The organism is Hwanghaeella sp. (genome assembly GCF_965227365.1).
Classification (GTDB): domain Bacteria; phylum Pseudomonadota; class Alphaproteobacteria; order UBA8366; family Aestuariispiraceae; genus Hwanghaeella.
In genome coordinates this window covers 2783779-2809092 of record NZ_OZ245754.1, presented here as the reverse complement: position 1 = coordinate 2809092, position 25314 = coordinate 2783779, and the positions used below count along the sequence as shown (strand labels likewise).

Annotated in this window: 26 protein-coding genes; 13 read left to right on the top strand and 13 right to left on the bottom strand. The window is 59.7% G+C overall.

The genetic code is table 11. The features are described from left to right. Window positions 1-3: 3 nt before the first annotated feature. Window positions 4-306, bottom strand: a complete 303-nt coding sequence (locus ACQK2G_RS12820; RefSeq protein ID WP_425405427.1) for a hypothetical protein — start codon at window positions 304-306, stop codon at window positions 4-6. A 292-nt stretch (window positions 307-598) separates the two neighbouring features. Between ACQK2G_RS12820 and ACQK2G_RS12815 the strand changes: the two genes are divergently transcribed. After that, window positions 599-1327, top strand: a complete 729-nt coding sequence (locus ACQK2G_RS12815; protein ID WP_425405426.1) for a hypothetical protein — start codon at window positions 599-601, stop codon at window positions 1325-1327. On the opposite strand, the gene ACQK2G_RS12810 is transcribed toward ACQK2G_RS12815, so the two are convergent. The 4 genes from ACQK2G_RS12810 to ACQK2G_RS12795 form a co-directional block, all read right to left on the bottom strand. Next, the gene (locus tag ACQK2G_RS12810) at window positions 1280-2107 is read right to left on the bottom strand and encodes a hypothetical protein (protein WP_425405425.1); all 828 of its coding nucleotides are present in this window, start codon (window positions 2105-2107) and stop codon (window positions 1280-1282) included. The two genes, ACQK2G_RS12815 and ACQK2G_RS12810, sit on opposite strands and share 48 nt — an antisense overlap. Continuing rightward, complete coding sequence (locus ACQK2G_RS12805) at window positions 2104-2259, bottom strand: hypothetical protein (RefSeq protein WP_425405424.1); 156 nt, start codon at window positions 2257-2259, stop codon at window positions 2104-2106. The genes ACQK2G_RS12810 and ACQK2G_RS12805 overlap by 4 nt, the downstream gene beginning before the upstream one ends. A gap of 253 nt (window positions 2260-2512) precedes the next feature. Continuing rightward, entirely contained in the window at window positions 2513-2893 is a 381-nt protein-coding gene (locus ACQK2G_RS12800; protein WP_425405423.1) for a helix-turn-helix domain-containing protein, read from the bottom strand. Between the two features lie 107 nt (window positions 2894-3000). Next, complete coding sequence (locus ACQK2G_RS12795) at window positions 3001-3762, bottom strand: FadR/GntR family transcriptional regulator (RefSeq protein ID WP_425405422.1); 762 nt, start codon at window positions 3760-3762, stop codon at window positions 3001-3003. Window positions 3763-4028: 266 nt separating this feature from the next. Between ACQK2G_RS12795 and ACQK2G_RS12790 the strand changes: the two genes are divergently transcribed. From ACQK2G_RS12790 to ACQK2G_RS12775, 4 genes are all read left to right on the top strand, one after another. Then, window positions 4029-5054: a TRAP transporter substrate-binding protein gene (locus ACQK2G_RS12790; protein WP_425405421.1), complete on the top strand. Its 1026-nt coding sequence runs from the start codon at window positions 4029-4031 to the stop codon at window positions 5052-5054. A gap of 140 nt (window positions 5055-5194) precedes the next feature. Beyond that, window positions 5195-5839: a TRAP transporter small permease subunit gene (locus tag ACQK2G_RS12785; RefSeq protein WP_425405420.1), complete on the top strand. Its 645-nt coding sequence runs from the start codon at window positions 5195-5197 to the stop codon at window positions 5837-5839. 14 nt (window positions 5840-5853) lie between these two features. Next, entirely contained in the window at window positions 5854-7194 is a 1341-nt protein-coding gene (locus ACQK2G_RS12780) for a TRAP transporter large permease (RefSeq protein ID WP_425405419.1), read from the top strand. Between the two features lie 80 nt (window positions 7195-7274). Beyond that, window positions 7275-7781 (top strand): DinB family protein, encoded by a 507-nt coding sequence (locus ACQK2G_RS12775; RefSeq protein WP_425405418.1) that lies wholly within the window; start codon window positions 7275-7277, stop codon window positions 7779-7781. An 8-nt stretch (window positions 7782-7789) separates the two neighbouring features. Here ACQK2G_RS12775 and ACQK2G_RS12770 read toward each other — a convergent pair whose 3' ends face one another. The 6 genes from ACQK2G_RS12770 to ACQK2G_RS12745 form a co-directional block, all read right to left on the bottom strand. Beyond that, window positions 7790-8365: a nuclear transport factor 2 family protein gene (locus ACQK2G_RS12770; RefSeq protein WP_425405417.1), complete on the bottom strand. Its 576-nt coding sequence runs from the start codon at window positions 8363-8365 to the stop codon at window positions 7790-7792. Window positions 8366-8375: 10 nt separating this feature from the next. Then, complete coding sequence (locus ACQK2G_RS12765; RefSeq protein ID WP_425405416.1) at window positions 8376-9713, bottom strand: TRAP transporter large permease; 1338 nt, start codon at window positions 9711-9713, stop codon at window positions 8376-8378. Further along, window positions 9713-10264, bottom strand: coding sequence for a TRAP transporter small permease (locus ACQK2G_RS12760; protein ID WP_425405415.1), 552 nt, complete (start codon window positions 10262-10264; stop codon window positions 9713-9715). Before ACQK2G_RS12760 ends, ACQK2G_RS12765 begins: the two co-directional genes overlap by 1 nt. 96 nt (window positions 10265-10360) lie before the next feature. After that, window positions 10361-11362, bottom strand: coding sequence for a TRAP transporter substrate-binding protein DctP (gene dctP / locus ACQK2G_RS12755; RefSeq protein WP_425405414.1), 1002 nt, complete (start codon window positions 11360-11362; stop codon window positions 10361-10363). Between the two features lie 40 nt (window positions 11363-11402). After that, window positions 11403-12512, bottom strand: coding sequence for a class I SAM-dependent methyltransferase (locus ACQK2G_RS12750; protein ID WP_425405413.1), 1110 nt, complete (start codon window positions 12510-12512; stop codon window positions 11403-11405). Next, window positions 12509-12988 carry a hypothetical protein gene (locus tag ACQK2G_RS12745; protein ID WP_425405412.1) on the bottom strand — a complete coding sequence of 160 codons (480 nt, stop codon included), beginning with the start codon at window positions 12986-12988 and terminating at the stop codon, window positions 12509-12511. The genes ACQK2G_RS12750 and ACQK2G_RS12745 overlap by 4 nt, the downstream gene beginning before the upstream one ends. Window positions 12989-13096: 108 nt before the next feature. On the opposite strand from ACQK2G_RS12745, the gene ACQK2G_RS12740 reads away from it, so the two are divergent. From ACQK2G_RS12740 to ACQK2G_RS12705, 8 genes are read left to right on the top strand one after another with little or no spacing between them, the layout of a single operon-like run. Then, window positions 13097-13978, top strand: a complete 882-nt coding sequence (locus tag ACQK2G_RS12740; protein WP_425405411.1) for a GntR family transcriptional regulator — start codon at window positions 13097-13099, stop codon at window positions 13976-13978. Continuing rightward, the gene (locus tag ACQK2G_RS12735) at window positions 13975-15261 is read left to right on the top strand and encodes a 3-isopropylmalate dehydratase large subunit (RefSeq protein WP_425405410.1); all 1287 of its coding nucleotides are present in this window, start codon (window positions 13975-13977) and stop codon (window positions 15259-15261) included. The genes ACQK2G_RS12740 and ACQK2G_RS12735 overlap by 4 nt, the downstream gene beginning before the upstream one ends. Then, window positions 15258-15764 (top strand): 3-isopropylmalate dehydratase, encoded by a 507-nt coding sequence (locus tag ACQK2G_RS12730; RefSeq protein WP_425405409.1) that lies wholly within the window; start codon window positions 15258-15260, stop codon window positions 15762-15764. The genes ACQK2G_RS12735 and ACQK2G_RS12730 overlap by 4 nt, the downstream gene beginning before the upstream one ends. Next, window positions 15761-16642 (top strand): isocitrate lyase/PEP mutase family protein, encoded by an 882-nt coding sequence (locus ACQK2G_RS12725; protein ID WP_425405408.1) that lies wholly within the window; start codon window positions 15761-15763, stop codon window positions 16640-16642. Before ACQK2G_RS12730 ends, ACQK2G_RS12725 begins: the two co-directional genes overlap by 4 nt. Further along, a complete protein-coding gene (locus tag ACQK2G_RS12720; protein WP_425405407.1) occupies window positions 16639-18405 on the top strand; it encodes a hydantoinase B/oxoprolinase family protein in 1767 nt (588 codons plus the stop codon). The genes ACQK2G_RS12725 and ACQK2G_RS12720 overlap by 4 nt, the downstream gene beginning before the upstream one ends. Continuing rightward, a complete protein-coding gene (locus ACQK2G_RS12715) occupies window positions 18402-20468 on the top strand; it encodes a hydantoinase/oxoprolinase family protein (RefSeq protein WP_425405406.1) in 2067 nt (688 codons plus the stop codon). The genes ACQK2G_RS12720 and ACQK2G_RS12715 overlap by 4 nt, the downstream gene beginning before the upstream one ends. 17 nt (window positions 20469-20485) lie before the next feature. Continuing rightward, a complete protein-coding gene (locus ACQK2G_RS12710) occupies window positions 20486-21091 on the top strand; it encodes a cysteine hydrolase family protein (protein WP_425405405.1) in 606 nt (201 codons plus the stop codon). A 2-nt stretch (window positions 21092-21093) separates the two neighbouring features. Further along, the gene (locus ACQK2G_RS12705; protein WP_425405404.1) at window positions 21094-22479 is read left to right on the top strand and encodes an FAD-dependent oxidoreductase; all 1386 of its coding nucleotides are present in this window, start codon (window positions 21094-21096) and stop codon (window positions 22477-22479) included. Between the two features lie 3 nt (window positions 22480-22482). Here ACQK2G_RS12705 and cysN read toward each other — a convergent pair whose 3' ends face one another. Continuing rightward, entirely contained in the window at window positions 22483-24372 is a 1890-nt protein-coding gene (gene cysN / locus ACQK2G_RS12700; protein ID WP_425405403.1) for a sulfate adenylyltransferase subunit CysN, read from the bottom strand. Then, window positions 24372-25280: a sulfate adenylyltransferase subunit CysD gene (gene cysD, locus ACQK2G_RS12695; RefSeq protein ID WP_425405402.1), complete on the bottom strand. Its 909-nt coding sequence runs from the start codon at window positions 25278-25280 to the stop codon at window positions 24372-24374. The genes cysN and cysD overlap by 1 nt, the downstream gene beginning before the upstream one ends. Window positions 25281-25314 lie beyond the last annotated feature (34 nt).

The following is a 25314-nucleotide window of genomic DNA, read 5'->3' as shown; positions in this document are numbered from 1 at the left end:
GGGTCAGACGAAGGCGAGAACGACGATCGCACCTTGCAGCAGGATGGCGGCCGACATCGCGGCGGCCCCGCGGCCTAGGTTCTCCTCGAGGCAGGCGTAGAGGAAGACGGCCGTCCACAGCAGTGGCGCCAGGACCAGGGGGTAGACGATGTTGTCTACACCCGCGGTCCCGGATGGCAGCCAGACAGGCATTGCCGCCATGAACAGGGTGGCAACGATCAGCGCCCCGGGCCCGGCCAGGACCCAACGGGTGGCTTTGGGGTGGCCATTCACCGTATCGACGGCCTTCGTTAGCCATGGATGCATGTCGATCGTCTCCAGCTGTTCCGGAACGCGTCACGGCCCGGCACACCGTTCCGGCTGGGAGACGGTGCGGCCGGGAGAATTCTCCGCCTTCTACTGGGATGACGTATGAGGGACGGAAAAGTTCAGCGAAATTTTCGAGGCGGTCGGTTTCGCCCGGATAGGGCCAAGGAACGGACTCGTCCTCGTAGAATGGAATACCGCTATCGCCAACCGGACATGGCAAAATTTGTCGGTGAGCCCCGAGTCAATTCAACCTCCTTTTGCGTCATTTCATTCGACCAAGGGGGGTACTATGGACGCGTTCAATACGCTTACCGTCATTCGGATGGTTTCTTACCTGTGTGAAAAGATGGAAGAGCAGGGGTTGACCCTGCGTTTGCTCGGGCCTGGCCCGGAATTGGAGATGATCTACAAGGGCGCGCGGCCCGATCAGGGGCAGCCGCAGAAGATCTTCCGGCACGATGCCATCGCCATCTCAGCCGAACTGCTGGATGCTTTCTGGCTGGTCGGATTGGATCGTTACGGACCTGCCGTCTTTCAGGCTTGCCGCGGCATTGATTTGGGTGACCGGTCGCTGGCCGATCATCTGACGACCGACGGCGGGCTCTATGTCCCTGGAAATCAATGGGAGAACAATCCGATCCCTGAGGTCCGGGCGGCGGCGGCCTGGCGGTTGCACGGTGTCGGCTGCTATTTCGGTGAAACCTGGTTCCGGCCAGAGACCGAGGAAGTCCCTGGTTTTCGCGGCAAGGGGATTTCCGATCTGATCCTAAGGCTGGCGATGGGAACCGCCTTTTGCCAGCACGAGGCGCGTTTCATGTTCGGATTCTGCGAACAGGCGCTCGCCGTTCGGGGGATCCCGATCCAATATGGCCACTACCAATGCTACCCGCATGGGGCGACATGGACCCGTCCGGACGGGACGCAGGACGACGTCTGGCTGACCTTCACCGCCGCGTCGGATTTTGGCGATCTATTCGGTGGTTTTGCCCGGGACCGGTATATCCCGCAGCACACATGAGGCGACCAGGACGCCTTCGGCCCCATCCGGCTCAGTGATCGGTGTGATCAGGCGGCGGTAGGATTCCCGCCGCCCTCGATCATCTTCTTCCGGAACATAGGCGTGCACGTCCTGAAGGATCGGGACGCGCTGCTCAATAACGCGGTAATAATCGCGGTCGACGGCGCGTTCGAATTCGTTGGCGTTCGGTTTTAGTGTCGGGGTGCCGATGGACTTTGCGATCCATTCCAATCCATGGAAACGGGCCGCGGCGGAGCGGCGTCCGATCGCTTCGACGAAAAACTGCCCGTCTTTCCGGACCAGTTTTATGAGTTCATCCTCATGCGCCGCCTCGCTGTTCCGCCAATCGGCGTAATGCGCCTGCAACAAGGGGGAGGAGGCAAGGATCTGCGCAGGCGGCAAATCGACGATGACCGTGCGCGGCGTCAGTTCAAGAGACCGGTAACGTAGGAAATCGGCCGCCATCGCCTCTGCCTGCTGGCGCGTGATGGCTTGGCGGCGGACCTTCTTGGCCACATCCATTGGCGCGAAGGCGAGCGGGTATAGCTTGTGCGCCAAGCCCGCCGTCAGACATTCGTAGCTGACATCGGCAACGTTGAAGCGCAATTCGGCGACATTGCCGGTCCAGATCAGGATGACGGCGCCCATCTTCAGGACATACCGCATGGTTTCGTGGTACGGGTCGTCCTGTTTCTCAAAGCGGAATGAATCCTCCGCCGTGATCAACCAGGCGCCGTCCTCCGGTATCAGCGCATCGGGTCTTATCTGTTCCGGCTTCAACCGTTACCCACCTTGCGTTTCAAATCGGCGACCGCCGTGTCGAACAAGGCCGCGTTTTCGATCAATGCGGCTGCATCTGGATCGTGCAGCCAACCGGCGAAATGTTCGGCCAGTTTGTCCTGCAGCGGCTTGTCTTCATCAATCGCGGCCATAACCAGCATCTTCAAAAGAAACAACTTCGCCGTATCGGGGCGGGCGGGCCTGGGCCCTCCTCGACGTCGTCCAGCGAGCCAATTTACACTGTTTTTCACGACGTTGTCCTTCTTACGTATGACCGGACGTTAAGTTTTAATGGCCGTCCGTGTCAAATCGCCAAACAGTCACGACAAAAGTAGTTCCATAAGAAGATATCGCTATTGTATTGAAATACCGCAATTTGCGCTACGCCAATACTTGGCGGCGCGGTCATTTACTCTGCGGTTTCTGCTGATCGAGCCGAGCCCTGAGTGCCCCGACGCAGTACTCTATCGTTTCGTCATCCAAAGGAAGGAGTTCGACGTCCCTCATCGCCAGAAGTTCGCGTCGGAAATCGTCCAGCGCGGGAACGGTTGCGTCAGGCAGGAAATCGCCGCCGCCGGACTTTTCGCCAAGGCTGAGGAGCAATCTATGCGGCGGAACCCCGTAGATCACGGATAGTTCGAACAAGGAATCCGTACCGGGGATTTCCTCTCCGTTTTCCCAGCGCGCCAAGCGTTCCGGTGTGATCCGAAGGCGTAAAGCCGCTTCTTCCAGCGACAGTTCAGCCCTGAGGCGCGCGGGCCGTAGGCCGTTCTCGGTGGTGTTCATTGTGCCTTACCCAAGGAGCATCGCCGGGAAGGTACAGCGGTTTGACGGAAACGGGAATATTCAGTTGGGAAAATAGCCGTTGCCGCACATCGCGCGTGAGCGGGTCTTCATCCGAATTCGTCGGTGGTCGCATTCTGGTTAAAGGCCATGCCGCGTTCCAGATGCAGTCGCATGGCCTCCCTGGCGGCGTCCGGGTCGCCGGCGGCGACAGCGTCCCGCACCGCCTGATGCTCTTCCACCAGACGCTCCATATAGGCCGCGCCTTTCCTCGGGTCTTCCGGACGCATGCGAAGAAGGGGGCGTGGAATGACGAACACGCCCAAGAACCGCAGGAAACCCTCGATCAACTCGTTTCCGGTTGCCGCGGCGATGGCGCAATGAAAAGCAAAGTCCTCCTCTACGGCGGACCCCTTGTCGGCAACGGCGTCCTTCATCGCGGTCAAAGCTTCGTCGATCAGCGCCAGATCGGCGTCGCTGCGCTTCACGGCGGCCATTGCGGCGCCTTCGACCTCCACGCACAGGCGCAGTTCCATGACGTTCAGTAGATTGCGCTGGTCGTCGAAATGATGCGCTTCGATGCGGAAAGGCATGCGCCGTTTGTCATCGACAACGAAAACACCGACCCCTTGCCGGCTGACAATGATGCCGTCCGCCTTCAGGCGCGATATCGCCTCCCGGACGACCGGGCGGCTAACGCCTGTGGCATCGCAGAGTTCCTGTTCCGTCGGTAATTTGTCGCCAGCCTGGAGGCGGCCGGACAGGATTTGGCCTCGCAGCTGGGTCACGATCTGATCCGCCAGAGAGGTGGCGCCGGCGGCTGGCCGCAATCGCCGGACAAGCTCTGCCGCTCCAGTGCGCGGATCAGCCATCTGTGTCTCCCCTCAAAGGCGTCAGCTTATCCCGTAGGTTCGGGTTCGGGTGGGTACCACGGCACTTAGGCACCGCAATTTGGCTATGATTCGGCCGCATTACCCAAAGGAACGAAAACGGGTATATCCATTTACCTTGTCAGTTGTCAGATAACATATGTAGCGTTAGTCTCCAAGCAGTACCGGGTGACGAACGATCACACCTGACCTGTAACAGCGGGAAAGGCATTGGGGGATTGCCCGGGTCACAGGAAGGGAGAGAAACCATGTCAATCATTCGCAATGCGGCCACAGCGGCCGTTCTGGGTATGGCATTCGTTGGCGCTTCGGTCACCGCAAACGCGGCGGACTACACCTTACGGATCCAGACCCATCTCAGCGCCGAGTCGCTGAACGGCAAAAATGCACAGCAATTTGCCGACGATGTGGAGCGCATGTCCGGCGGCCGCATCGATATCGAGATGTTTTATTCGTCCTCGGTCGTGAAATCGACGGAGACGTTCGACGCCGCCGCCAACGGTGTTCTGGATGGGGACATGACCGGTGGTGCATACCAGACCGGTAAGAACCCGGCCTTCCAGTTCGTCGGCGATATCATGGGCGGCTACGACACGCCCTGGCAGCAGTATTCGTGGCTGTATTACGGCGGCGGCATGGAAGCGGCGCAGAAGCTGTACAACTCCTACGGCATGCAGCTCATCGGTTGGTGGATCCCGGGGCAGGAATCGCTTTCCTCCTCCAAGCCGCTGCCCGGTCCGGATGCCCTGAAGGATTGGAAATTCCGTTCGCCTCCCGGCCTCGAAACCGAAATTTTCGCCGAACTGGGCGCGTCGCCGATCGTGATGGACTTCGGTGAGGTCTTCAGTGCACTGGAAACGAAGATCATCGACGGGGCCGATGCCTCGAACATCACCACCAATGATTCCATCGGGATCTATGACCTGGTGAAGCATACGACCTATCCCGGTTTCCACTCAATGCCGTCCGACCATCTGGCGATCAACAAGGACGTTTGGGATGATCTTCCCGATGATCTGAAGGCCATCGTTGAAGTTGCGATGGAAAAGCTGTCCTTCCGCAACTCGCTGAGCTTCCAGGTCGAAATGGGCAAGTCTGCGACGCAACTGCAGAAAGAGGGTGTGATCCTTTACAACTGGTCGGAAAAGGACCGCGAAGCGTTCCGGACGTTTGCCCAGAAGAAGTGGCAGGAATGGGGCGACAAGACGCCTGAAGCGCGCTCGCTTGTCGACAGCCATGTTTCCTTCATGAAGGAAATCGGTCTGCTGAAGTAAACTCGGTTAAACTTTGATCCGGCCGCGGCGTGTCCTTCATTGCCGCGGCCGGAGTTTCTTTTGACCTGCCTTTTCGACTAACATCCGCTTAACGAAAAGAAACAGGGGGTTGTGTAGAACGACCAGCAGGGGGAGCGGGGATGCCAGAACTCTCAACCAGCGGCCTCATTTGGGTTTCGAGCATCATGCTCGGTCTGGCCCTATGGTTCGTCTTTGTCGCACCGCGGCTTGTTCCGATGCTGAAGAAGACGCTGCATGGTCACGGTGACGATGAACAGAAGTTCAGCTTCGTAGACATCATCACGCTGTATATGGCCTCGGTCCTGATGTTCTTCGTGGCGTTCATCATGATGATCATGTTCTACGAAGTGGTCATGCGCTATGTGTTCGAGGCGCCAACCCTCTGGGTGGAAGAGTTGTCGCGCTGGCTTGGCGGCGTGATCTTTTTGCTTGGCGGCGTCTACGCCATGCAGCAGCGCGCCCATATTCGCGTGGTCATCGTCTACGACATCGTATCGCGAAACGTTCAGCGGGCCCTGGATGTGGTATCGACCATCTGCATTGCCATCTTCTGTTATGCGGTCGTTGCCGGTTACTGGAAAGTTGCATTCAAGAAGTTCCAGACATGGGAACTGTACGGTTCGGCCTGGAACCCGCCGATCCCGGCGGTCATGAAGCCGCTGGTCTGTATCGTCTGTGTTTGGATGGCCGTACAAACGATTAGCAATCTGGTCATGGACTGGAAAAAGCCGAAGGTCGTGCACGACCCGGCTGATGATCTTTAAGGGGGCTTCAGGTCATGGGTATTGCTGAAGTCTCGATCCTTCTGCTCGTCGGTATCATCGTTCTGCTGTCCGCCGGTGTTCCGCTGGGCCTCGCGTCGGGCTTTCTCGGCGTATGCGTTGCCTATTGGAAACTGGGCGAGCGCGGATTCTTCATCCTCGGCCAGCGCATGTACGATCTCACCATCGAACATGCGTTGTTGGCCGTGCCGTTGTTCATCTTCATGGCGATGCTGCTGGAACGCAGCAACATCGCCAAGGACATGTATGACGCCTTGAACGTCTGGTTGGCGAGGACGCGGGGCGGAATCGCGATCGTGACCGCCATCATGGCGATCATCATGGCGGCAATGTCCGGCATCATTGGGGGTGAGGTCGTCCTGCTGGGCCTGATTGCTCTGCCGCAGATGCTGCGTCTCGGATACAACCAGAACCTTGCCGTTGGCACGATTTGCGCATCCGGCTCGCTGGGTACGATGATCCCGCCGTCAATTGTTCTGATCATCTACGGTGTCGTCACCGAAACGTCGATCCATGCGCTGTTCCGCGCAGCGATCCTGCCGGGCTTGATGCTGGGCGGCCTGTATATCCTCTACATCATGGTCCGGACGCGCCTTAAGCCGGAAATGGCGCCGCTGCCGGACGATCTGGGCGAGGTGACGCTCAGGGACAAGATCATGGCTTTGAAGGGGCTGTTGCCGCCGGTCATGCTGGTCACCGCGATCCTCGGCTCGATCTATGGCGGGATAACCGGCATTACGGAGGCGGCCGCCATCGGATGCATCGGCACATTGCTGTTGATCTGGGTTCGCGGCGAATTCTCGGTGCAATTGTTCTTGGAAGCGTTGCAGCGCACGATGCGGTCCACCGGGACGATCCTTTGGGTGACTTTCGGTGCGACCTGCCTGGCCGGGGCCTATTCGATCGCGGGCGGGCCGGTCTTCGTCGCCAATACCATTCTGGGGATGGAACTGCCGAATATGGGAGTCATCCTGATGATGATGCTGATCTTCCTGTTCCTGGGTGCCTTGATGGATTGGGTCGGGATCGTGCTGTTGACCATGCCGGTCTTCCTGCCGATCGTTGCCGGGATGACGGCAAGCGAAATGGGATTGTTCGGTGGGCTGGATCCGTCCCACCTAAAGGTTTGGTTCGGTATTCTGTTTTGCATGAACATGCAGGTCAGTTTCTTGAGCCCGCCTTTCGGCCCCGCGGCCTTCTACCTGAAATCGGTGGCGCCCCCGCATATCCAACTGACCGACATCTTTAAGGGGTTCCTGCCCTTCATTTGCATTCAGTTGATCGGGTTGGGCGTCATGCTAGCATTCCCGGAGATCACCTCGATCCTGCTTGATTAGCAGCCGCATATACTTGGCTACCGCGAAGGCAGACCGTATCCTGGCCGCTGGGATACAGTGGTCAGGCTGGGAGGGTGGTGATGATATCCGCTGATTATGTTCAGAAGATGGCGGGTTATAACGCCTGGCAGAACCGCTCTCTCTATTTGGCCGCTGACGGGCTGAGCGATGCGGAGCGTCGCCGGGACCGAGGTGCGTTTTTCGGTTCGCTCCACGCGACCCTGAATCATCTGTTATGGGCCGACCGGATCTGGATGAGCCGCTTCTCTGACCTAGACCCGCCGCCGGGCGGTGTGGAGACGTCGCCGAACTGTTATCCGGACTGGGCGGCAATGTTGAAAGCCCGCCCGGAACTGGACTCTGCCATCGTGGACTGGTCGAAATCCGTCGATCAGGACTGGTTGGCCGGAGAAATGACGTGGTTTTTCACGATATCGAAAAAGATGTCGACGAAACCCACCGCGCTTGTGGTGGTGCATTTTTTCAATCACCAGACCCATCATCGTGGACAAGTGCATGCGATGTTGACCGCCGCCGGCGCCAGGCCGGAGGATACGGATCTGGTGATGATGCCGGGGGACGGGTAGGGCGGCCCCTAATCCCTGGACTGGGTCAGCATGTATTCGCCAAGGTCGTTCCAGACATGTTGCCGGACGAGTTTGCCGTCCCGCACCAGGAACCAATCGACAAAGCGAACGCCATCGAACGCTTTGCCGTCGGGAAATTCGCCGCGCAGGGTGCCCTGGCATGTGACGGCGACGCCGTCCTCGCGCGCGGCGGCATCCCAGTCGTCATAGGTTTTCTTGACCCAGTTATAGCGCGGCTTGGCCCAGGCGATCAGTTCCTCCAAGGCTGAGAACTCCTCTCCGCCCGGAAAGATCATGCGGAATTCGTCCGCCAACAGGCTGCGTGCGCCCTCGAGATCGCGTGCCTCCATCCGCTCCAGAAAGCTACGAACAACCGCTCGTGCGTCGGGCAGCGCAGGGCCGGGCGTCTTGAACGTGCGCCCGCGCATGTAATTCCCGGCCGGCAATTCGTTCAACGCGACGATCACGCCTTCCGGCGGTGCGGCGATGACGGTGCGCATCGCGTCCGTCAGTGCCTCTGCGATCCTTGTCTTGACCTCTTCGTCATAGACACCGCCAAGCATGGTTACGTTGATGACAGGCATGGTCGTTCTCCTATCGGCTGACGGATGGCAGCCAGGTGACGATTTCCGGGAAGATCACGATCATTAGCACCAGCAGCATCGCGCAGGCCATAAACGGGATAGCCGCGATACAGATCTCCGAGAACCGTGTCCCCGGGGGCGCGACACCCTGCATGACGAACAGCAGCAGCCCAAAGGGCGGCGTGGTGAAACTTATTTCCATTGCCAGCAAGATGATGACGCCGAACCAGATCGGGTCGAACCCGTATTGCAGCGCCAGCGGGAAGAAGATTGGCACCGTCAACAGCATCATCGACAACTGGTCCATGAACATACCCAGCAATAGCAGGATCAGGAACATGGCGCCCAGCATGGTATAGGCGGAAATATCGAAGCCGGTGACCCAATCGATCAACCCGGCGCTGCCGCCGGAGAAGGCAAGCGTCTTGCTGAATGTGGCGGAGCCGAAAATGATCAGCAGCGCCACCACCGTCACGCGCGTCGCCCCTTGAAGCGATTTCCAGAGGGCTTCGATCGACAAGGAGCGGAACACGATTGCCAGGAAAACGACGCCGAGGCATCCGAAGGCCGCGGCTTCCGACGGGGTCGCCCAGCCGACCATGATCAGAACGATGACGCCGATGACGACCGAGATCATCGGCACGACATCACGCAGAAGAAGGACGACCCGTTCACCCCATGATGCCATTTCCACGTCATAGGGCGGGGCGGCTTCGGGGTCGAGCTTGGCCATCGCATAGATCAGGATGGCATACATGACGGCAAGCATCAGACCGGGGACCACGCCGGCGATCAGCAGGGCGCCGATATCGAGTTCCGCGAGCGTTCCGAGTAGAACGGCAAGCGCGGAGGGCGGGATCAGCATGGCAATGCCGCCCGTGCCCAGGATCGGGCCGATAGACATGCGTTTCTTGTACCCGCGCTTGCTCATTTCCGGCACCATCAAGGTACCCATCAGTGCGGTGCTGCCCATGGAGGACCCGCTGAGCGTCGCGAAGGCGGTGCCGCCGGCGACGGTCACATAGGAAAGACGCGCGGGAACGCGGCCCATCAGGCGCTCAATGGCGTTGAACATTCGATTGGCGAGGCCGGTATGGAAAAAGAGCTCACCCATCAGCAGGAACATCGGTATTGGAACCAGCGCAAAGTTCGCCATCGACCCGAAGGCATTTCCCGCCAAGGTGCCGACCCCGCGTTCCAACTGCAGAAGGATCGGGCCGCTGCCGCCGAAATAGACCATCGCGGCAACGATGTTTACCGCCAGGAAGGCCACGCCGACCGGAAACCCTATGATCATCAGCCCCAGGATCGAGCCGAAAAAGATGGAAAGCGTCCAATACCATTCCATTATTCGTGCACTCCCATCTCGCCGGTATGGATCAGGGAGGATCCGAATACGAAACGAATAAATTCGAGGGCCGTGAAGCCGAAACCGATCGGCATGGCAACGATGACGATCCAGCGCTTGATATCCAACTGGCCGCGCAATTCGTCATACTGTCCCCAGCTGTAATCCTGCCATGTCTGCATGCCGGTATAGACCGCAAGCGTCAGACAAACGAGGAAACAGGCCGCGGCGATGGCGCGCGACAGGACGACCCGCACTTGGTCGGGCACCGCGGCGGTCACCAGTTCGATGTAAACATGGGCGCGCTGGCGGACCATCCAGGGACAACCCAGCATCAAGACATAAATGAAACCGTATTCGATAAAGGTGAAGGAATAATCGTTATAGTCCCAGCCCATGCTGCGGAACGAGGTGTAATAAACGATCACCACCATCATCATCCCGACATAGAGACTGGCGGCGTAAAACATCAGACGCACGATCAGGGAATAGCCGGCGTCAATTCGTTCCAGCCATTCGTGTTTCGTTTCGGGGGTATAGTCAGCAGCCATTCGGAATGGGCCCAGTCCCGTAAAAAAATAGTTCGGAAATGAATGAGTCCCGGACAGGCGGATGCCGTCCGGGACTGCAATCGTTACACCATGGGCCTATTCGAGGTACAGGCCGCGGAGTTTCTCTGCCGCGTCGAGGGGACGGTCGTCGCTCTTCAGACGTTCGTTCATACGTTCGTAGGCCGAGTCGATCGCGATCTTGAGGTAGGCCTCCGAGTTCGGCACCACATGCACCTCCATGCCGGCGGCTTCCAGGTCGGCCTTTTCTTGAACGACCTCGGCCATGCGGGCTTTACGGCTGGATTCTTCATGTTCGATCACCGCATCCTGCAGGGCTTTCTGTTCCGCTTCCGACAGGCTGTTCCAGGTGTCCAGATTCATGATGATGCCGATATCCGTTTGATAGAAATCCGGATCCAGACGATGACGAAGGAATTCGTCCCACTTCAGGCCTTTGACACCAATTGAGGTCCAAGCGCTTGCATTGACCACGCCTTTCTGGATTGCCGCATAGACGTCGGTAACCGGCATCTGGTGTGTTTCCGCCTTCAGGGCGCGGAAGAAGGCGCCATAGATCGGGTTGTCGCGCATCTTCACGTTGCTCAGATCGGGCAAGCCATCGTCGCCGAATTTCGGCGCGTCCTTGAAATAGACGTGGAACTTAACGCCGGTATCGACCCAGCCCAGATACTTCATGTTCATGTATTTCTGGTGCAATTCGTCGATGATCGCCATGCCGCCATTGGCGCGGACTGCCGCAGGCGAAGAGTTGGAGGTTGAGATCGCTTCATTCTCGGGCAGGCCGCGGGCGTAGAAGGCAGCCGGCAGGCAGGACAAGTCGATCGTGCCTTTGCGGATTTCGCCGGCCTGTTCGAACATGCCGATGGAGTTGAAGGGTTTCACGTCGATCTTGATGACGCCGGCGGCGTTCACCTTCTCGGCGAATTCCTTGCAGCTCTTCGTGTAGACCAGGAAATCCGGGAACGGATAGACCATCGAAACCGTGGTCTCGGCCTGGGCGCCTGTTGCGCCGAAAGTGCCGCCGGCGATCATGGCCAGACCGGCCGCCGCCAATACATGCTTCAGTTTTTTCTGCATCTCGATACTCCCTTAGGTGATGCCGTGTCTTGATTTTCGATTACGCTGCCTTGATCCCTGTTATCAGCGTCCAAGGGAACCGCCAGGCGCGATATCCCTCTTCTAGGACCCCGTCGTCTTCCGCGAAGGGCCCTATTCTTATGTCCGTGAAGCCACACCGTTCCAGCAGTCCCGCAAGGTCCATTTCCGCGAGCGGTTCCATGAAGGGCTCGTTATTGCGACGGCCGTGGCCGTAATGGATGAAACGCGCGAAGGCGTCGGGCAGGTGATAGAAATCCAGATGCGCCATGAAACCGCCCGGCCGCAGCAAACGCGCTGCTTCCTCTATCGTCTTCTCGATCTGGGGCGGCGGCATTTCATGCAGGAACATCGTTGAGGTGACGAGGTCGAAACTCTCATTCTCGAAACCGGAGTCGTAGGCGTTGCCCTGCTTGTAGCGGACATTGGGTGACTGATTCTCGGAAGCGATCTTCGCTGCAAGGCGGACGCAGGGAGCGGAAAGGTCCATGCCCGTTATCTTGGCGTTTCGATAGCGTTCAATGAAGGGCCCAGTACTCTTTCCAAAACCGCAAGCCATATCGAAGATATCCGCTGGCTCATTCTCCATGGCGTCGTCGACCGCCATCACCAAGCGGTCGTGCAAATCCGCATGGCGCGTGCCCATTGTCGGCGTGGTCGATCGGGCACCGCGTTCGTAAACAAAACCGGCGATCTCATCGCTCCAGACACCGCCCGGGTGCTGGTGGATATCCACAGCCTTGTAATAGCGCGGCAGTTCCAAATCGGGGTCGAGGGTCAACATCCCGTCGCGCAAGTCCGCATCGTCGAGATTTTGAAGTAACTCTTCCCGCATGCCGTCGTGATAGGCTTGCAGGCCGTATCGGCCTGAATACTTGAAACGTTGTAGATGCCGTTCGAGCCAGGCGTAGACCTGATAGTCCGGCGTCTGCCCGATCAGGTCCGCAACATCTGCTGCCGTTTCCGGCGCGTTTCCCTGTTTTGCAGCCCTGCTGTCGTAGGTTTCGCGCAGGGCAGGGAACATGTTGCGTGTCCAGTAGAGTTTGCTGGACAGCAGGAAGGATTGCGCCGCGGTGAAGGACCGTCCGTTCAAGCCGGGGTCGCGCCGGTTGCTTTTTTCACGGACGCTCATCGCAGAGGCCCTTTCGCGGCTTGGATGCCCATCAGGTTATCCATCAAATGGGCGACGAAGGCATCCCGGTCGGCAGCTTTTTCCATCAGTTCCTGCGGTGTTGCCTCGGCATCCAAAGCGGAGAGATCAATCGCTCCGCTTTTGGAAAGGTTCTCTTCCAGCGTCTGCATTCGGTCGCGCAGAACGTAGACTTCTGTCGCCAAGGCCCAAACGACACCCATCATGCGATCCATCGCTGGGTCGTCGAAAAACGTCTGTTCTGGGCGAGGCGCGGAGGAGGAGTCGTCGAAATATGCTCCGCCGTCTGGGGAGTTTTGATCCGGTCGGTCCGTCCCGTTGATGGGCAGGCCGTTGATCGCGTCTTCCGCGGCTCTATTCACCGGGGCGCCTCCATGGACATCCGCTTCGGTCAACGCCATGGCCCAAACCATGGCCTTCTGCGCAACATTCTGTGAGAGACGGGTTGGGAAGTCCATCCGGTGAACATCTTCACGCCTCTCACAAGCTTGCGCCGTGAAAACAAGATTGATAATGATATATCGTTATGTCAATAGATGATTGAAGTTTTCAAACAGGGTGGATCCGTGAGCGGAAACGACAGTGCCGAGAGAAGTCGGGTACGCGACCCGTTAGGATCGGGCGGGCAGGTAATGCCGCTACCGGTCGATGCCCTCGGCGGCAAGAGTGCCAGTGCGGCACTGCGCTCTCCCCTCTACCACCAGATCTATTTGATCCTGCGCGATAAGATTCTCAGCGCCGAGTATCCGCACGGAACGGTGCTGCCGGGTGAGTTTGATCTGGCGGATTATTATGGCGTTTCCCGGATCACTGTAAAAAGGGCGTTGGATGAGCTCGCGTCCGATGGTCTTGTCATGCGGGAGCGTGGACGCGGCACGACGGTGACGCATGAAGGCAAAGGGCCCGCCATCAGCGCTGCCGTCGAAGGGCAGTTGGAAGACCTTCTGTCGATGGGTTATGAGACCCAGGTCCGCCTGCTGGATTTCGCCTATGTCCCGGCCCCGCCCGAGGCCGCCGCGGCACTGCACCTCGACCTGGGCGCGCAGGTTCAGCGGGCGGTTCGGACCCGAAGCAAGGACGGAGTCCCTTTCTCGCACCTCACCACTTACGTACCTGCTGATTTGGGCCGATCCTTCGGACCCGATGATATGCTCGGCAAACCCTTGCTTGCCCTGTTGGAAGATGCAGGGGTTCGTGTCGCCTCCGCTTCCCAAACCATCACGGCGACCCTTGCGGATCATAATGTTGCCGCGGCGCTCGATCTGGATGTCGGTTCCGCCTTGCTGAAGGTCTCCCGGACGGTTTTCGATTCGGAGCGGCGACCGGTGGAATTCATCACGGCCCTCTATAGGCCGGATAGTTATTGTTATCAGATGAGCCTGTCGCGGGTCTCTGCCGCGGGGGCCAATTCATGGTCGCCGAAATCAACCGGATACAAACTGGCATGACCGCGACGCGACAGACACTGGCGGAAAAGATCATTGCGCGCGCGGCCGGCGTGGATTCCGTACGGTCCGGTGAAATTGTGACCTGCAAGGTCGATCTTGCGATGATCCATGACAGCGGCGGTCCTCGTCGGGTCAAACCGATTTTGGAGCGATTAGGCGTCGGTGTCTGGGATCCGAAGCGGGTCGTCGTAGTCTCCGACCATTATGTTCCCGCCTTCGATGCGGAAAGCGCGGCGATTCTCAAGCTGACGCGCGATTGGGTGCGGGACCAAGACATCGAAAATTTCTACGATCAGCAAGGCATCTGTCATGTCGTCCTGCCGGAACGAGGGCATTTGCGGCCAGGTCTGTTCGTTGTCGGCGGGGATAGTCATTCGCCGACCGGTGGGGCTTTCGGGGCCTATATGTTCGGTGTCGGGGCCACCGACATGGCGGGTGTTCTCGTCACAGGCGAGACCTGGATCCGGGTGCCGGAGACGATCCGGTTGAGGTGGGACGGGGACCTTCCAGACGGCGTGAGCGCCAAGGACATGATGCTGAAACTCTGCGCCACGCTCGGTATGGACGGCGGGGATTATCAGGCAGTGGAATATTGCGGTTCCACCATAGCCGGTTTGTCCATGACCGAACGCATGACCATGTCCAACATGGCTGCAGAACTCGGCGCGCAAACCGGTTTGATCGCCGGGGATCAAACGACCGCCGAGTATATCCGGCAGGCGGGCGGCGGAGCGGGCGACTTCATCGGTGTGCAGGGCGACCCAGACGCGCCGTGCCGGGTGGAGCACAAATTCGACGCGTCGGCGCTGGACCCGCAAGTGGCCGCACCGCACAGTCCCGCTAATAGCGGACCAGTGCAGGAGGCGGACAAGGTCAAGATCGACCAGTGTTACATCGGCGCTTGCACAGGGGCGAAGCTGAACGACCTGCGGATGGCGGCCCGCGTGTTAAAAGGGCGCAAGGTCGCCGCCGGAACACGGCTTTTCGTCGCGCCGGCATCCACGCAGATCACCGCCGAAGCCGCTGCGGACGGGACGCTCGCTTCATTGACGGCGGCGGGCGCCATCCTGCTTCCGTCGGGTTGTGGGGCCTGCGCCGGTTATGGCGCGGGTGTGTTGGCGGAAGGGGAGGTTTGCATTTCCTCCACCGCTCGCAATTTCAAGGGCCGTATGGGTGCCAAGTCCTCCCAGGTGTATCTGGGTTCGCCCTTCACTGTCGCCGCGTCGGCGGTCGAGGGTCGGATCGCCGATCCGCGTGAGTTCTTGTCGGAGGGAGCGGCATGAGCAACACGATGTCGCTATCCGGCAGTGCCTGGGTGTACGGCGACAATGTCGATACCGACTTGCTGGCGCCCGGTGCCTTTATGAAAGGGTCGGTCGAGACGATGGCGGAACACTGCCTGGAGGCGATAGACCCCGATTTCGCGAATACGGTAAAGCCCGGCGATGTTGTCGTGGGCGGCAGGAATTTCGGCATGGGATCCAGCCGCGAACAGGCTGCCCAGGTATTGCGAATATTGGGCGTACGGGCGGTTGTCGCGAAAAGTTTCGGCGGCATCTTCTACCGCAATGCCTTCAATCTCGGCCTTCTCGCGCTGGTGTCGGATCAGGCCGATACAATCGCCAAAGGTGACGATCTGAAAGTCGATCCCGCTGCGGGCAGGATCGAAAATCTAACCCAAGGGACCGTGATCGCCACGGAGCCTGTCCCGGACCATCTGCTCAACATCGTCGGGGCGGGCGGCCTGGTCCCCTATCTGGAACAGAAGATCAAAGGTGCCGCATGACCGAACAAACGGACTTGAAGGCACGGCTGGAAAAGCCGGACCTGTTGCTGACCCCCGGCGTGTTCGATGCGTTCAGCGCCATGCTGGCTGAGCAGGCCGGTTTCGAGGCGCTTTACGTTTCGGGCGCTTCTATTGCCTATACGCGTTTGGGGCGCCCGGATATCGGTCTCGTCGGTATGGAGGAAGTTGCCTCCGTGGTCGGCCATATCCGTGAGCGAGTCGACCTTCCTCTCGTGGTCGATGCGGATACCGGTTTCGGCAATGCCATCAATGTACAGCGAACCGTCCGTGTGCTGGAAAGAGCGGGCGCGACCGCGATCCAGTTGGAGGATCAGGCAATGCCCAAGCGTTGCGGTCATCTGAAGGGCAAGTCGCTCGTTTCTACCGCGGAGATGGTCGGAAAGATCAAGGCGGCGGTCGATGCCAGGGTTAATTCCGGAACGCTGATCGTCGCCCGTACGGATGCCATCGCGGTGGAAGGATTTGATCCGGCGCTTGATCGCGCGGAAGCCTATGGTGGAGCGGGCGCGGACATACTTTTCGTCGAAGCGCCCCGGACCACGGCGGAGATTCAGGCTGTGATTGACCGCTTCGGCGGCCGGTTCCCCTTGTTGGCGAATATGGTGGAGGGCGGGCAGACACCGCTGCATGACGCCGCCCAACTGCAGCAACTCGGGTTTTCCATCGCGATCTTCCCGGGCGGTCTCGCCCGTGCCTTGGCGAAGGCCGGTGCGGAGTATTTTGCCAGTCTGAAGCAACACGGCACGACCGCGCCTTTCCGTGACCGGATGCTCGATTTCACCGAACTGAACGCGGTTCTGGGAACGGATCGGATCCTTGCCAGCGGCCAGCAGTACGATGCGGAGAACCAGGAATGAGTCCGGATACGGGAAAGTCCGATATGCAGCAGTTGGACCCGGTGACGCTGGCGGTCCTCAAAGGACGCTTGGAACAGATCGCCGACGAGATGGACGCAACGCTGTTCCGCAGTGCCTTCAATCCCATCATTGCCGAAGCGCATGATGCGAGCCACGGTCTCTATCATGCCGAAACCGGGGAGACCCTGGTGCAGGGCAAGTCGGGACTGCCGGTCTTCGTCGGCGCCATGTCCTTTGCGGTGAAGGCGGTCATCGACCGGGCCGCCAAGACCAGTGGGGTGGCACCCGGCGATGTCTACATCTTCAACGATCCCTATGAGGGCGGTACCCACCTTTCTGATTTCAAGCTGGTCCGGCCATTTTTCCGCGACGGTGAACTCTTCTGCTATCTGGCATCGGTCGGGCATTGGCACGATGTCGGCGGGAACGTGCCCGGCAACTATAACCCGGTCGCCACCGAATGTTTTCAGGAAGGGATGCTGATCCCCCCGGTGAAGCTTTACGACAAGGGTGAGTTTCGCCCGGATATCGTCGAGATCCTGAAATCCAATTCCCGCCTCCCGGGCAGCCTGTACGGCGACTTGAACGGACAGATCAATGCCCTTGAACTCGGTGAGCAGCGTTTGAACGCCTTGCTGGACGACTACGGCGCCGAGACGGTGGCAAGCGGATTGGCCGAGTTGAAGGCGCGGGCGGGGCAGTTGATGCGAAGCTTCATCGCCGATCTGCCGGACGGCACCTATTCCGCCGATGATTTCCTGGACAATGACGGCATAACCGATACCCCGTTGCGGATCGGGCTGGACATCAAGATCGACGGCGACCGGATGATGTTGGATTTTGCCCGAACGTCCGACGCTTGCGCCGGCCCGGTTAATATCTCACGGTCAACCGCGATCGCCTCGTGCTATGTGGCCTTGAAACATGTCTTCCGCGACGTTCCCGCGAATGCCGGTGTATTGGAGCCGATCGATTTCAATATTCCGGAACAGAGCCTGCTCAGTGTCGGTGCGCCGAAGCCGGTCGGCGGTTATACGGAAACCATTCTGCGCGTGATCGACGTCATATTCGTCGCCTTGTCCCAGGCCGCGCCCGACATGGTGAATGGCTGCGCCTATGGCACGATCAATGCCTTGTCTCTCGCGGGACATCGCGCTGACGGCCGGCGTTGGGTGATGTTTTCCTTCTTTGGCGGCGGTCATGGCGGCAATCCCGAAGGCGATGGCCTCAACCACGGCAATGCGCCGATCTCCACCGCGACGATCCCGCCGCTCGAGATCCTGGAAGCGGCCTATCCGGTCCAGTTTACACAATGGGCCCTGCGGCCGGATAGCGGCGGGCCCGGCACGCAACGCGGCGGGAATGGAGCGATCTATGAGATCAAATTGCTTGAGAAACAAGCGGATGTCTTTCTGTTCGGGGAACGCGGCAAATATGCGCCGCCCGGGGTTCTCGGCGGTGAACAGGCCGCCTTCAACCGTTTCACCTACGAGCAGGACGACGGTCGCCACGAACCGCCGATGATCTCCAAAATGGTGGGGATCAAGTTGAGACAAGGACAAAAGGTGCGGCTGGAAACACCGGGGGGCGGTGGATACGGCAATCCGACCGAACGGGATCCTGAACGGGTCGCGGAGGATGTGCGTCTCGGCTATGTGAGCAGCGAGGCGGCACGCGATCGCTATGCCTGCATCGTCGACCAAATCGGAAATCTCGATACGGCGGGGACGATCATCCTGCGACAGGAGATTGGGAATCAATGAGTAACCCGTCCAACCGCATCATTGTCGGCGTTGATGTCGGCGGCACCTTTACCGATGTTTTCTTCCTGAACGAGGCCGATGGCACCTGCGATGTCGCCAAGGTTCCTTCGACACGGGGCGATCAATCGATCGGCATTCGCGAAGGCATTACCAGCCGAATTCCCGATTTGGGACAGGTCGGAACAATCGTGCACGGTACGACTGTCGGGACGAATGCCTTGTTGGAACGCAAGGGCGTCCGCACCGGCTTGATCACGACTCTCGGGTTTCGCGACGTGTTGGAAATGCGCCGCCGGGACCGGCCGAAGACATGGGGGCTATGGGGACATTTCGATCCCATTGTGCCGCGGGATCTGCGGTTGGAAGTCGACGAGCGCGTTCTGGCCGATGGGACGGTTGTGGAGAGCTTGGACCCGGAACAGGTCCGCGAAGCAGCGCAGACCTTGCTGGAGCGCGGCGCGCAAGCACTGTGCATCTTTTTCATCAACGGCTATGCCAATCCTGAAAACGAGAGAAAAGCGCTGGAAGCAGCGAAACAGGTCTGGCCAAACGAGCATATCTCCGTTGCGAGCGAGATCCTGCCGGAAATCCGCGAATTCGAACGCGGGTCCACTGCATCGCTGAACGCCTATCTGCAGCCGCTGGTCGGATCCTATCTGGAGCGTCTGGAATCCGGTCTGCGGGAAGGCGGGTTCGGTGGTGAAGTGTTGATCGTGCAATCGAATGGCGGGGTCATGTCCGTCGCCACGGCGCGCGCACTGCCGGTCCGTACAGCCCTGTCCGGCCCGGCCGCCGGTGTGATCGCTGCCGGGTATATTGCCGAAAGCGCCGGTTTCCCGAATGTCATCACCTGCGATATGGGCGGCACAAGTTTCGACGTTTCCCTGGTGGCGGACGGGCAGAGCGCGCTGGCGGCCCAGACCAGTATCGATTTTGGCATGATCGTTCGCACCCCGATGATTGAGATTACGACCATCGGGGCGGGCGGTGGATCGATTGCTTGGGTTGATCGCGGCGGATTGCTGCAGGTCGGACCGGAAAGTGCTGGTTCTGATCCGGGGCCGGTATGTTACGGGTTGGGGAACGACCGGCCGACCGTGACCGATGCAAATGTCGTCATGGGACGGATCAACGCGGACCGCCCGATCGGCGGCAAGCTGTCGCGCCTTGACGTGGAAGCCGCGAAACAGGCGATCGAAAAGCATATCGCCAAGCCGCTCGGGCTCGACACCATGGAGGCGGCGGAAGCCATTGTTAGAGTCGCCAATGCGCGCATGGCGGGGGCGATCCGGCTTGTTTCCATCGAACGGGGCCACGACCCGAAGCGCTTCTCAGCCATGCCCTTCGGCGGCGGCGGATCGCTGCATGCGGGCGCGCTGATCAAGGAGGTCGGGTTGGCCAGCGCGCTGGTGCCGCGCTACCCGGGCGTGACGAGCGCGCTCGGCTGCGTCATTGCCGATATGCGCCACGACCGGGTGCAGACTGTGAATACGCGCCTCGATGCTCTGTCGGTGGAAACCGTCGACGCGCAAATCCTGGAAATCGTTCGTCACAGCGAAACAATGTTGGGCGAGGCTGGGGTCGGCTTTGAGCGGATCGACCATATTGTCGAATTCGACATGCTCTATGTGGGGCAGACCCATACTGTCACCGTTCCTGTGGCGTTGACGGTCGGGCGTGACGGAACGGGGCTCTCCCGCGATTTGATCAAGACATCCTTCGAAGACGCTTACAAAGCGGCTTTCGGCCGCCTGCTGGATGGTATTCCGATGCAGGTCATGAACTTGCGCGTTGCCGTGGTAGGGCGGCGTCCAAAATTCGATCTCGCTCTGCTGGCGCCGTCGGCGGAGGGACAGGTTGAAGACGCGGTGTTGGGAACGCGGAGCGTTTGGCAGGAGGGCGGTTGGCAGGATACGACGATCTATGACCGGATGGCGTTGCCTCTAGGCGCCCGGTTTGAAGGACCGGCCCTGCTGGAGCAGGCGGATACCACGATCTTCGTCGATGCGGATCTCGCGGGCTCGGTTGATAGATATGGAAACCTGATCATCGAACGGCAATAGTGCCGAGGGAGGCAGGCATGGACGCCAGTGCCATTGAAAAGACCGCCCTGCTGCTGGTGGATCTGCAGAACGATTTCATTCATCCCAATGGTGCCTATGCGCGCGGCGGCGCAAATTCGGATGCAATCGCGGCCCTGCCGGCACGACTGGCGCCGCTGGCCGATGCCTTCCGGAATGCGGGCGGTTGGGTGGTCTCGACCCATTTCACGCTCGTGCCAGGCAAAGGAGGCGAACCGATGATTTCCGACCACCTCAAGCGCCTGCGTCCGTTCCTGCGCAAAGGGGATTTCCTTCCGGGCGGCTGGGGCCAGGGGCTGCTTGATGAGCTTGGCCTGGCCGATATTCAGGTCGAAAAGGTTGCCTTCTCCGCCTTCTACATGAGCCGCCTGGAATGGGTGTTGCGCAAGGCCGGGATCGACAGTCTGGTCGTCGGTGGCATCGTAACGAATGGCGGCGTGGCCTCGACGGTCCGTGATGCGCATGTCCGTGACTTCCACGTTACGGTCCTTTCTGATGGATGTGCCGCCTTCGATGCCGCGGTTCACGACACCAATATCGATGCCCTTCGAAGCGTTGCGGAAATTTCCACGGTTGGGCAGGTCCTGTCGGACCTCAACGCATAGCCATGACCATTCTAGCGCCAGAGGAAGCCACTTTCGCAGTCGCCGCACCGGTTGTGATCATAGGGGCGGGGGCTTGCGGTTTGACCGCGGCACTGACAGTCAGGGAAGCGGGGCTGGATGTACTCGTTCTCGAACGCGATGCCTCGCCCAGCGGTTCGACGGCACTTTCCTCGGGGATGATACCGGCGGCGGGCACGGTGCGGCAGCAACAGGCCGGTGTCTCGGATACGCCGGACCTAATGGCGCAAGACATACAGACAAAGGCCAAAGGCAGGGCCGACCCGGTCATCACCAAAGCGGTGACTGGCGCGGCGGGCCAGACCGTCGATTGGCTCGACGGTCTGCCGGAAATAGACCTGCCTTTGGTGACGGGGTTTCTTTACCCTGGGCATAGTGTGGAGCGCATGCATGCGCCGCCGAACCGAACCGGTGAAGCGCTGATGGGCATGCTTCTCTCCGCTGCGGGACGCCTTGGCGTGGACATCGTGACGGAAGCGCAGGTCACGGACCTCTTCGCCGACGGCGAGGGGTGCGTTCATGGCGTGCGCATCACACGACCCGACGGCGCGGTCGAGGATATCGGCTGCAATTATCTGATCCTGGCTTGCAATGGTTTCGGCGGCAACAAGGCGATGGTCGCCGAGCATGTCCCGGACATGGCCGATGCGGAATACTTCGGCCATGTCGGAAACCAGGGCGACGCGGTGCAGTGGGGCCTCGCTTTAGGCGGGCAGACAAAACATATGACCGCGTATCAGGGGCACGGCTCTGTCGCCCAACCGCATGGCATCCTGATTACTTGGGCGCTGATGATGGAAGGCGGCATCCAGGTGAACACGGATGGGGTCCGGTTTTCCAACGAACACCAGGGGTATTCCGAGCAGAGCGTTGCCGTGTTGGCGCAGCCGGGCCGCGTCGTTTGGGATGTCTACGATGCACGCATTCACAAACTCGGTCTTGAATTCGAAGATTACCGCAACGCGGTCGCGCAAGGCGCCGTGGTGAACGCCGAAAGTGCGGCGGAACTGGCGCGTCGGATTGGGGTCGATGCTGTAGCTCTCTCGGCTGCCATCGCCGAAACCCATGAGAGCGGTATCGACCGGTTCGGGCGGGATTTTTTGTCGAAACCCGGATTGGAGGCGCCGTTCCATGCCGTGAAGGTTTCGGGCGCGCTCTTCCACACACAGGGTGGGCTGCGTGTCGATGGGGCGGCCCGGGTGCTTAAAGCCGGCAGCGACGCCCCACTGCCCAACATCTATGCGGGAGGGGGAGCTGCCTGTGGCGTATCCGGCCCGGATGTCAGCGGTTACCTGTCCGGCAATGGATTGCTGACGGCCGTAACGCTCGGACGACTGGCGGGATTGGATGTAGCCAGGCGGGCGGGATGACCGTTAGATCATCCCCTTGTCGCGCATTGCCTCGATGACCTTCTCGGCGGCCTGTTCGGGCGATAAATCCCCCGTCATCAGGTGCAATTCCGGGTTTTCCGGCGGTTCATAAGGACTGTCGATGCCGGTGAAGTTCTTGATCGAGCCTTCCCGCGCCTTGGCGTAAAGGCCTTTCGGGTCGCGGGTTTCGCAGACTTCCAGCGGGGCGTCCACGAAGACTTCCAGGAACTCGCTGTCCTCCACCATCTGCCGCACCATGGTCCGCTCGCTGCGGAACGGTGAAATGAAGGAGACGACGACGATCATGCCCGCATCGACGAAGAGCTTCGCGGTTTCTCCTACCCGACGGATGTTTTCCACGCGGTCGGCATCGGTGAAGCCCAGGTCTCGATTCAGGCCGTGGCGAACATTGTCGCCGTCCAGAATATAGGTGTGCTTGCCCAGAGAATGCAGGCGTTTTTCCACCAGGTTCGCGACGGTCGACTTGCCGGCGCCGGACAGTCCGGTGAACCAAAGGATGCCCGGCGTTTGCCCCTTCATGCGGGCGCGCTCGGCCTTGTCGATATCCAGTTCCTGCCAGACCAGATTGGTGGCGCGGCGCAGACCGAATGAGATCATGCCGGCCCCGACGGTCTGGTTATTGAACCGGTCGATCAGAATGAAGGCCCCGGTCCGCTGGTTTTCCGCATAGGGATCGTAGGCGATCGCCCGATCCAGCGAGAAGTTACAGAAGGCGACCGTGTTCAGATCGAGTTGCTTCGCGGAATTATGCTCCAGCGAGTTCACGTTGATCGCATGTTTGATTTCCGTGACCGTCGCGCTGACCGTCGCCGAACCGATCTTCATCAGATACTGACGGCCGGGATACATCTTTTCGTCCGTCATCCAGATGAGATGGGCGGCGAATTGGTCTGTGATCTGGGCAGGGTTGTCCGCCGCGCAGATCACGTCACCCCGGCTGATGTCGATTTCGTCGGCCAATGTGATGGTGACCGCTTCGCCGGCTTCCGCGGTCTCGGCGTCACCATCCTGGTCCAGAATGCCAGTTACGGTCGAGGTCCGGCCGGAGGGCATGACGGCTATTTCATTTCCGACAGCGATCTGGCCGCCCGCGATCGTTCCGCTGAAACCCCGGAAGTTCAGGTTCGGACGGTTGACCCACTGGACCGGCAGCCGGAACGGCGCATCCTGCGGTGCGCCCGTTACGGTGATACCTTCCAGCGCTCCGAGCAATGTTGGCCCGTCGTACCAGGGCATGGCCTCGCCGCTTTCCAGCACATTGTCACCTTTTAGGGCGGAGAGCGGAACGGCAATGACGTTCTGTATGCCCACCTCGCTCGCGAACGCCCTGTACTCGGCGGCGATCTCTTCAAACCGATCCTGTGAATAGTCGACCAGATCCATTTTGTTGACGGCCAGGATCACATCCTTGATGCCAACCAGATGGGCGATGAAACTGTGACGCTTGGTTTGAGTCAGAACGCCCTTGCGCGCATCTGCAAGAATGACCGCGACGTCGACATTCGAGGCCCCGGTCGCCATGTTGCGGGTGTATTGTTCGTGCCCGGGTGCGTCCGCGACAATGAACTTGCGGGCATCGGTCGCAAAAAACCGATAGGCGACGTCGATCGTGATACCCTGCTCGCGCTCGGCCTGTAACCCGTCCACCAGCAAGGCGAAGTCGATGCCGTTCTCGACCGTGCCGACCTTGCGACTGTCGCTTTCGAGAGAGGCGAGCTGATCTTCGAAGATCAGCTTGGAATCGTAAAGCAGACGCCCGATTAGGGTGCTCTTGCCGTCGTCCACGCTGCCGCAGGTGATGAAGCGCAGCATCGGCTTTTCACTCTGCTCGCGCAGATAGGCGTCGATATCCGTGGTTTGGAGGGCGTCCATCAGAAATATCCCTCCTGCTTTTTCTTTTCCATGCTGCCGGACTGGTCGTGGTCGATAATTCGGCCCTGACGTTCCGAGGTCCGGGCGATCAGGGTCTCGGCGACGATTTCCTGCAGCGTGGTGGCTTCGCTCTCGACTGCGGCGGTCAGAGGGTAGCAGCCCAATGTGCGGAACCGAACACTCTTTTCCTGAACGGTTTCACCGGGTTCCAACGGCAGGCGGTCGTCGTCGACCATTATCAACTGACCGTTCCGCTCGACAACCGGCCTTTTGCCAGAGAAATAGAGCGGCACGATCGGGATTTCCTCCATCAGGATATATTCCCAGATATCGAGTTCCGTCCAATTGGAGATCGGGAAGGCGCGCACGCTCTCGCCCGTTTTGATCCGGCAGTTGTAGAGACTCCAAAGCTCCGGGCGCTGGTTCTTCGGGTCCCAACGATGGGTCGAGGTGCGGAAGGACATGATGCGCTCCTTCGCCCGGGACTTTTCTTCGTCCCGGCGGGCACCGCCGATGGCGCAGTCGAATTTGTAGTGGGAGAGCGCCTGTTTGAGCGCTTCCGTCTTCATCACGTCGGTATAAAGGGCGGATCCATGTGTGAACGGATTCACGTTGTCTCGAACGCCATCCTGGTTGGTATGAACAATCAGATCCACGCCCAGTTCCGCCGCGCGTTGATCGCGGAAGGCGATCATCTCACGGAATTTCCAAGTCGTGTCCACATGCAAAAGCGGGAAGGGAGGGCGGCCCGGCTGAAATGCCTTCATCGCCAGATGCAGCATCACCGACGAGTCCTTGCCGATGGAATACATCATGACCGGGTTGCGAAATTCGGCCGCGACCTCGCGGAGAATATGGATGCTTTCCGCTTCTAACGCGCGGAGGTGGGAGCGTCTGCTCAAACTCATGACAGGATACGCGCCTCAATATGTAGAATTTCGA